The sequence below is a fragment of the Brevibacterium sp. HMSC063G07 genome (genome assembly GCF_001810665.1).
Lineage (GTDB): Bacteria > Actinomycetota > Actinomycetes > Actinomycetales > Brevibacteriaceae > Brevibacterium.
Genome location: NZ_KV802364.1, coordinates 23432 through 30403, shown reverse-complemented (window position 1 = coordinate 30403; position 6972 = coordinate 23432). Strand labels below are relative to the sequence as shown.

General features: G+C 61.0%; 11 protein-coding genes. 2 read left to right on the top strand and 9 right to left on the bottom strand.

Features of this window, described 5'->3' with window-relative positions; translation table 11 throughout:
* On the top strand, positions 1-333 hold a 333-nt coding region (locus tag HMPREF2757_RS12045), incomplete at its 5' end, for a hypothetical protein (RefSeq protein ID WP_218079100.1).
* A 226-nt stretch (positions 334-559) separates the two neighbouring features.
* On the opposite strand, the gene HMPREF2757_RS10500 is transcribed toward HMPREF2757_RS12045, so the two are convergent.
* The 9 genes from HMPREF2757_RS10500 to HMPREF2757_RS10460 form a co-directional block, all read right to left on the bottom strand.
* Complete coding sequence (locus HMPREF2757_RS10500) at positions 560-1534, bottom strand: NAD-dependent epimerase/dehydratase family protein (protein ID WP_070576583.1); 975 nt, start codon at positions 1532-1534, stop codon at positions 560-562.
* Positions 1535-1713: 179 nt separating this feature from the next.
* Positions 1714-2538, bottom strand: coding sequence for an alpha/beta fold hydrolase (locus HMPREF2757_RS10495; protein WP_083304255.1), 825 nt, complete (start codon positions 2536-2538; stop codon positions 1714-1716).
* 55 nt (positions 2539-2593) lie between these two features.
* A complete protein-coding gene (locus HMPREF2757_RS11770; RefSeq protein WP_141750260.1) occupies positions 2594-2935 on the bottom strand; it encodes a FitA-like ribbon-helix-helix domain-containing protein in 342 nt (113 codons plus the stop codon).
* Positions 2936-3085: 150 nt separating this feature from the next.
* Positions 3086-3406 carry a HigA family addiction module antitoxin gene (locus HMPREF2757_RS10485; RefSeq protein WP_070576575.1) on the bottom strand — a complete coding sequence of 107 codons (321 nt, stop codon included), beginning with the start codon at positions 3404-3406 and terminating at the stop codon, positions 3086-3088.
* A complete protein-coding gene (locus HMPREF2757_RS11540) occupies positions 3381-3662 on the bottom strand; it encodes a type II toxin-antitoxin system RelE/ParE family toxin (protein ID WP_083304254.1) in 282 nt (93 codons plus the stop codon). Before HMPREF2757_RS11540 ends, HMPREF2757_RS10485 begins: the two co-directional genes overlap by 26 nt.
* 130 nt (positions 3663-3792) lie before the next feature.
* On the bottom strand, positions 3793-4218 hold the full coding sequence (locus tag HMPREF2757_RS10475; RefSeq protein ID WP_070576510.1) for an aminoglycoside adenylyltransferase domain-containing protein: 426 nt from the start codon (positions 4216-4218) through the stop codon (positions 3793-3795).
* 103 nt (positions 4219-4321) lie between these two features.
* Positions 4322-4555, bottom strand: a complete 234-nt coding sequence (locus tag HMPREF2757_RS10470) for a nucleotidyltransferase domain-containing protein (protein WP_176745929.1) — start codon at positions 4553-4555, stop codon at positions 4322-4324.
* A 185-nt stretch (positions 4556-4740) separates the two neighbouring features.
* Positions 4741-5334: a helix-turn-helix domain-containing protein gene (locus HMPREF2757_RS10465; RefSeq protein WP_070576503.1), complete on the bottom strand. Its 594-nt coding sequence runs from the start codon at positions 5332-5334 to the stop codon at positions 4741-4743.
* 749 nt (positions 5335-6083) lie between these two features.
* A complete protein-coding gene (locus HMPREF2757_RS10460; protein ID WP_070576499.1) occupies positions 6084-6470 on the bottom strand; it encodes a helix-turn-helix transcriptional regulator in 387 nt (128 codons plus the stop codon).
* A 265-nt stretch (positions 6471-6735) separates the two neighbouring features.
* Here HMPREF2757_RS10460 and HMPREF2757_RS10455 point away from each other — a divergent pair, with 265 nt between their 5' ends.
* Positions 6736-6939 (top strand): MerR family transcriptional regulator, encoded by a 204-nt coding sequence (locus HMPREF2757_RS10455; RefSeq protein WP_070576496.1) that lies wholly within the window; start codon positions 6736-6738, stop codon positions 6937-6939.
* Positions 6940-6972: the final 33 nt, after the last annotated feature.

Here is a 6972-nt window from a genome sequence, read left to right as displayed (position 1 = left end):
GAGGTGTATATAGACACAGAACAAAGCATTACACTAACGAAGGAAGAAGTTAACGCCAGCGGGCCAGATGACTCCGAGAAGTCGTATTCGCAAAAGCTAATGTTTGCGGACTACATCAAGGCCGTAGCTGACGACACGATATGGTCTGAGGTGTTTCGCGCGGGTCGCATCTCCGACGAGGACAAGCCACGATGCATCCGAAGCCTGAACGATGCTCGCCTCGCACGTAACCGTGTGATGCATTTCAATCGATCAGAAATACCTGAAGACATGATTCCATCATTCGAGGCCTTGGCAGTGTGGTTGCGCCAGATAATGCAGTCGAAATCTTAGCGAGAGTCAGCAGCTGAATCGGAGTCCGAAGGCCAACTTCGAGCCCCTTCCATATTGCACAGAGGAAATTGATCCCGCGAGCCAGCTCCCTTTCCCCCTCCAAGCAGAATCAACGTATCTTCGGCGTTTTCGCTGAGCCAGATCCGGACGCATTCTCACAGTCAGTCGCGGAACCAAAACAAACTCAGCACGGTTCCGACTGTCACCAAAACTCTTCCGGCGGAAGTTAATCACCGGCTTCTAACCGCTGCCGGAGCTCGGCCTCGTCCTGATCACTAAGCCCTGCTAGCCTCTCGACACTCCGCTCTTCCTCGTACCGCATAGCGTCCGCCAGTGTCTCCTTCAACGGGCGAACGTGTAGTCCCGCTTCGTACGCGGCTTTACACTCGAGCAGCGCAATGTTGCGCCACTGCGGGCCGGGGACCCACAACGGCAGAGACTTCGGTCCCATCCATGGGTTCACTCCGTACGCAAGCAACTCTTCGTCAGGGACAGGTCGCGCCGTCGCCCGCGATGCAGTGAGATCGCGGGAAATCGTATACACCTCCGCCAATGTGGCGGCGTGGCCGGTCGCGTTGAATGTTCCCTCCCGAGCGACCTCTGCAGATTCGACGATCCAGTCAGCCAGGTCCTGCGCATCGATCATGGCGATGGGGAACTTCGCGTCCGGAACAATGACATCGTCGCCCGTAGGGTGCGCGAAGCGCCACGGGTAGTAACCGCTGCGTCCTGTGTCGTCACCGTAACCTGCGATCAGACCGGGACGCACAATCATCACCGATCCACTGACAGCCAGATAAGCCGCTTCGCAGGCGGACTTGGCCGCCGGATACTGTTCCATGCTCTCCATGGCGTCGAGGTTTAGCGGCTCGACCACAGGATCGGACTCGGCAGAGATTTTCCCCTGATCCTCGTACACGCTGCTCGAAGATACAAACACACGGTGCTCAGCTTGGAGTTTCACGACTGCGTCCCGTGCGTGCTTAGGCTGACTCGTCAGATCGACGACCGCATCCCAGGACCGCGCGGCAACCTTGTCATACGCATCTTCACGGTCACGGTCTGAACCAACAAACTCGACCCCAGCGGCTGGCTCCCCGGTGCCTCGTGCGAGGCACGTGACGCGGTGCCCCCGTGCAAGCGCAACACGTGCGATGTGTCGTCCAAGAAATCCTGTACCACCAAGCAACAAAATATCCATGCCACCAGTCAAGCATCGCGGCGCCTCTCGCGCGAGCGACTTCGCTCTCAGCATAGCCAGGCTAGATTCAAAGGTCAGAGTGGACCCAATCCTATCTGTTCTCCACTGGCAGCACTACTTCTGACGAGCAGTTTTATACGTTAAACCGGAACTCCACGACCTTCCGGCACGGCGCACCATCAGCGCCCACTGGCGTGCGTCCCGTTGATTCGCTCGCGGGCCAGCCAGCGACTGAGCACGCCGATCCACACATCGAAGGCGTCGAGGTGCGCGTCATGGCTACCACCATAGAGATCAATCCTGTCTGTCTGGGACCTGCGCCGGATCAATGCTTCCCGATCGTCGTTGCCGAACATCCCATGCTTCGCGAACACCGCGAGTGTCGGGACCGTCAGAGCCTCCCACTCGTCCCAGCGAGGCTCGTGCACCGCCTCGATCACGCGCTGCATGACGGCGGCGTCGAAGCGCGGGACGAGGCCATGATCTGTCAGTTCGAAGTCTGCCACCCAGGCATCGACGATCGCGTCCCCGCCCAGGAACTCTCTCGCCGCGGCCTCGTCCTCGAACGGCACTGGCCACGACGCGAAATACCTGCCGAGCTGTGCGGCCTCGCCCGGATCATCGCTGCCCTTCACATGCCCTTCCAGCATCACGAGCCCTTTGATCAGGTCTGGTCGCGCCACCGCGACAAGGAACGCGGTATGGGCTCCCATCGACTGCCCGACGAGCACCGCACGCTGCCCAGGGACGAGCTCCTCGAGGACAGCGACGACGTCTCCGACGAAGGCATCGCGCGACAAGTCATTGGGAAGCCGTGTACTCGCACCGTGCCCCCGCTGGTCCACGAGCAGCACCCGATATCCCGGCAACGCTTGCGCCGTTGGCAGCAGCTCGCGCGAGCTCCCCGCGAGACCGTGCAGCAGTACGACGACAGGGCCATCGCCACCGAGGTCAGTGACCGCGATCGAGACACCGTCGGGCCGTAGCACCGTGCGGTTGATCATGCCACCTCCAGTAGCTTGATCTCGGCAGATGTGCCGCACATTGCCTTCCCAGCGATCAACTGAGAATCCGCTTGACGAGCGGCAGCGCATATTGCCAGTCGTCGCCGTCGGAATCGACGAGATCGGCGTCCTCGAACCAGGTCACGTCTGCCTCCGGATGCCGGCAGGCAACTCCGCAAGGGTGAGGGACGTGATCGCGCGTCGGAATCGGCAGCCCCTCGACCCCACCGACATCCTGCGCCACATTCAGAAGTGCCAGTCCGATGTGTGGCCTCAGCGCCGCTTTCGTCAAGATGGCGCGAACCTCGGCCTCCATGGACCGCCCGTGCTCCTTCGCCTGAGAGGCGAGCTGTTGCTTCACGTGGTCATCGAGACCACGCACGATAATGGATGCCATCAGAGCCACCTCCTTGTGCTATCAACAATGATTGCTGCGATGGTGCGATGCGGGAACCAACAACCGGAAGCACTCAAGAACGATGCCTACGCTATAACTTCAATAGCAAGTAGGCGGCACGAACACGTTACACCGCGAGGTTACATTCACTCACGCGACCTGCAGTGGAGTAATAGCAGCGACCGTGTTCTTCAGAGCGCGACGCTTCAACCGCAGCTCGTAGTTCGACTGCAGATTCATCCAAAACTCCTCGGACGTCCCGAAATACCGCGCCAGTCGTATCGCCGTATCTGCAGTGATACCTCGCTTGCCATGCACGATCTCGTTGATCCGACGAGGCGGCACCCCGATCGAAACGGCAAGCTTGTTCTGCGTAATCCCGAAACCCTCGATGAAGTCCTCCAGCAGGATCTCTCCCGGGTGGATCGGCTCGATCAGGTCGTCCTCAGTGGTAGTCGACGAGTTCGACATCTTCTGCACCTCCATCTCTCCAGATGAAGCAGATACGCCATTGCGCGTTCACTCGGATGCTGTGCTGTCCACGCCGGTCGCCGACGAGACGCTCCAGCCGGTTCCCGGGCGGGATTCGCAGATCATCAACGTCCTTCGCCGCGTGAATCAGCTCGAGCTTCCGCATGGCCGCCCGCTGCACAGTCCGGTCAATACGCTTGACGTACTGCTCATGCCAGATGCGCTCGGTGTCCTTGTTGCCAAACGATCTGATCACGGCGTGATTTTATAACGGAGACCATCAATAACGCTACACGTTAAACCGGAATTCGACCAAGTTCAGGCACGTTCCAACCTCTGTCACCGGATCCGCACAGCTGGTTGCCCGGTGATGTCCGTGTGTACGTTCACGCCTCCGCAGATGTTCGCTGGATCAGCGTGATCAACGACTGCGCCAGAGACGACACCTGACTCGATTCACGATCCCAGTCGACCTGCCCCTCGCCTAGGTACTCGCGAGCGGCAGCAAGAAGCAGATCCGCCCCAGCGGGATCGACGCGCCTCGCCGCAACAGCTGCCGCCTGATCCTTGGCGACTATCGCTCCGGTCTCCACGGTATGAAGCGCACGCGCCAGCGTCAGAAGAACATTGCGCGGCTCGCCATCCAGATCGTCGACGAGCGCCGGCAGTGCAGCCAGTTGCGCGTCCTTCAGGAGCGCGAAGGGCACATCAGTGACCAGAGTGTCCAGCGCCGCCCCGTGCAGCACCCGGTGCGATGCCAAAGCTGTCGCCAGCAGGATCACCACATCCGGATCGCGCTCCGGCTCGGACACATAGCCCTGGACGAAGTCGCCCCTGAGTCACTCCCCGAACTGGAAGTCACGCCACGGCGCAGCGACCAACGGCTTGAGGTCAGCCGTGACCAAGCTCGTCACCTCAAGCGGGCGACGGCTCGGCATGCCCCTTCCACCCCGAGAGCCCGAGCAACGTGGAGATCAACGATGCCCGATCTTGAGGCGTCAACGATCTGCGCGTCACCAGCAGCAGATCTACATCGCTCTCCGGGCCGAGACCCGTCGACGTACTGGAGCCGTAGAGGTACACCCCGACGATCCCGCCGGGGTCGATTGCGAGCACTCTGTCGAGAACAGTCCGGATCAGATCGTCCATATCAGTGAAGGCTACGTGCCAGAATCCGCTCGGCAGCATGGGTCGTTTCGTTCCAGCCGGAAACGCGGCGCTCAGATGTTGAAGTGAAACTCACCCACACGGGAGAACGACTCAGACACCCTTCTGACCAGGGTCATTTATACATTGAACCTGAACTCCACCCCCAGTTCCGGTACATGCAGCCATCACAGGCTGGCCAGCCGTTCAAGCCGATGTTCGATGAGGGCCTGAGCCCGATCGCATTGGTTCAGAAGCCGATCGCCTTCATCGACACGCTCATGTAGGGCGATGACGGGCCCGGCGTCGGCCTCTTGGAGGGCAAGCTCACCGAGGTCGGCCAGTTCGGCGGCGGCGGCCTCCTGCTGCTCATGGTGGTGGGTGCGCAGCAACTCGAGCCGGCTGGCGCGCTCACGCCAGTAGGCCACACGGGATTGCCGATCGAGAGAGGTCCGACCCTCCATCCAGTCCCGCAGCTGAGCGCCGATGACGTCGTCGGGGACACCAGTGGCGATCTGACCCTCATCAGGGTCAGGCAGGTCGGCGGGCACATGCGACAGGAGGACGACAGGCGTGGTGCCCAGCGCCACTGCCAGGGCGACGAGGTCGTCGACCGTGGCCGGTGCCTCTCCGGCTTCGATGGCCCGGATGTCGGCCGATGTCATCCGGTGACCGAGATGCCGGACCGTCTCGGCCAGTTCGTCGACGGTGAGTCCAGCGGCCTCACGCTGGTCAGCGACGGCCGCGGAGACAGCGAGCGAAGTCGGAGGAAGAGTCGGCATGACACCTCAGTGTAGAAGCCGGTACAGACATCTGCTCTGTTCGGAAATGAGTGGAAGCCGGGGAGGTCGCCAGGAAGAAGAATGAAGGGCAATGCCGAGCCGCAACGGCATTCCGGAGATCGGCCCTGCGGGCCGGTCCAGGCCTCAAGAGGCTGAAGTGCGCACCGGCCTGCGGCCGGCTGGTTGGTCAGAAGGAAGGGAAGCAGGGGGCTGTACCCAGTGCTGGGTACAGACGTTTCCGCAGGTCAGAGGGGGTGATTGCCTATTGGCGTACCCAGCTTGTACCCAGTAGCAATTTTATTGGGTACAGGTGTTTGCCCAGGTCAGAGCATGTATTTAGGGGTGTTGCACCCAATGTACCCAGTAAAAATTGGTTACGCACACACATGCACGCATGTTTACGCTCCGCAGGGTATCCACATCGTATTTTCCAATTAGAAAACTCTTCCAATTGGGTACATTGGGTACAGAGGAGTCAAACACCCGCTCTGACCAGGCATTATGCCTGTACCCAGTGGATTCTCCGCTGGGTACAGCATTGCCGCGGAGTTCCGCCAATACCGGGGCTGACCAGGGACTGTGCGTGTACCCAGCACTGGGTACACGGGTCAGATGATGGATCACTCCCCACCTCCTGACTGCCCAACCCGCCCGGAGGGTCCGCACTCCCCCGACTCAGGCCAAGCCCAGCGCCCGCAGGGATCGGGGCCCACGTCGCAGCGGGCGGATAGAGTCCGGGGCTCCAGGAATCACTCAGCCCCTTCGGTGTCCAGTTGCGCCAGCGCCTCCTGCGCATCGATGGCTGCCTGGTAAGACTGCATGTACTCGTCCTGAAGCTGACGCAGGCGCAGTTCATACTGCTCGATCTCCCGCTCCAGCTCGATGCGACGCAGGGTCGCCTGGTCCTCTGGAGCAACCATCGGCTCCAGCGGCAGGTCGAGGATATGGGCGATGTACACCGCCTCGTTGAGCCGGATCGCCCGATCTCCCGACTCCATCTTCGTGATGGCTGTCGTGTTGAGCTCACTCCCCTGCAGCCGTGAGAGCAGGCGGGCAAGCCCAGCCTGCGTCATGCCGGCGGCTCGCCTCTGGTCACGCAACCTGCGTGCGAACAGCTCTTCGGGCGTCTGTGACATCAACTCATCCTTCGATCGTTACCGTCAATCTGCTCTAATCGCATGTTGCATGACCGAGAGTTGCTCAAATCGGTGCTTGTTGGGTATGATTGGGGCAAGGCTTCACCCGAATGGTGGAGCCGAACCAGGCACATGCCAGAGCGGTGAGCCCTTCGATGGGCGACGCGGCCGGGAAGTCGGAACCGGACGGAGCTCGACCCCGCAGGATGCGGAGAGCAGTCGAGACATCTCAGCGATAATCACCACTATTGAAAGGTTCCGACTAATGTGCACGACCCCATCGACTCCAGACCGCCTCTACTCCGTGCGTGAACTGCAGGAGCTGGGCTACGGCTCGAAGAATACGATCCGTCGGCGAATCGCCGAGGGCGTTGTCCCCGCTCTCATGGTTGCCAACACCGTGAAGATCCGTGAGACGGACCTGAAGTATCTCGCCGTCCCCATCAACGCCGATCAGGCCACGGCATGAGCACCGCCGCGCCTGAGGCCCGGCACGGGCCAC

Excerpts from the sequence above, each read along its gene's own strand:
- HMPREF2757_RS10495 (WP_083304255.1), bottom strand. The coding sequence starts at position 2,538 with ATGATCAACCGCACGGTGCTACGGCCCGACGGTGTCTCGATCGCGGTC.
- HMPREF2757_RS10455 (WP_070576496.1), top strand. The coding sequence starts at position 6,736 with ATGTGCACGACCCCATCGACTCCAGACCGCCTCTACTCCGTGCGTGAA.
- HMPREF2757_RS10460 (WP_070576499.1), bottom strand. The coding sequence starts at position 6,470 with ATGTCACAGACGCCCGAAGAGCTGTTCGCACGCAGGTTGCGTGACCAG.
- HMPREF2757_RS10465 (WP_070576503.1), bottom strand. The coding sequence starts at position 5,334 with ATGCCGACTCTTCCTCCGACTTCGCTCGCTGTCTCCGCGGCCGTCGCT.
- HMPREF2757_RS10485 (WP_070576575.1), bottom strand. The coding sequence starts at position 3,406 with ATGTCGAACTCGTCGACTACCACTGAGGACGACCTGATCGAGCCGATC.
- HMPREF2757_RS10470 (WP_176745929.1), bottom strand. The coding sequence starts at position 4,555 with ATGGACGATCTGATCCGGACTGTTCTCGACAGAGTGCTCGCAATCGAC.
- HMPREF2757_RS10500 (WP_070576583.1), bottom strand. The coding sequence starts at position 1,534 with ATGGATATTTTGTTGCTTGGTGGTACAGGATTTCTTGGACGACACATC.
- HMPREF2757_RS11770 (WP_141750260.1), bottom strand. The coding sequence starts at position 2,935 with ATGGCATCCATTATCGTGCGTGGTCTCGATGACCACGTGAAGCAACAG.